This window comes from Lactobacillus nasalidis (assembly GCF_016587775.1).
Lineage (GTDB): Bacteria > Bacillota > Bacilli > Lactobacillales > Lactobacillaceae > Lactobacillus > Lactobacillus nasalidis.
In genome coordinates this window covers 1-280 of the sequence record NZ_BOCG01000212.1, presented here as the reverse complement: position 1 = coordinate 280, position 280 = coordinate 1, and the positions used below count along the sequence as shown (strand labels likewise).

Sequence of the window (280 nt, the reverse complement as noted above, 5' to 3'; positions counted from 1 at the left end):
CTCTTTGCGAGGCTAGCCCTAAAGCTATTTCGGAGAGAACCAGCTATCTCCAAGTTCGTTTGGAATTTCACCGCTACCCACAACTCATCCCCGCAATTTTCAACTTACGTGGGTTCGGTCCTCCAGCGCGTTTTACCGCGCCTTCAACCTGGTCATGGGTAGGTCACTTGGTTTCGGGTCTGCATCAGCCAACTTCTCGCCCTCTTCAGACTCGCTTTCGCTGCGGCTCCGTCTTTTCTGACTTAACCTTGCTGACTAACGCAACTCGCCGGTTCATTCT

The 280-nt window shown here is 52.5% G+C and carries 1 rRNA gene; it reads right to left on the bottom strand.

What is annotated here, in order from left to right:
• Positions 1 to 280 (bottom strand): 23S ribosomal RNA (locus lacNas_RS03570); the annotation flags it as partial.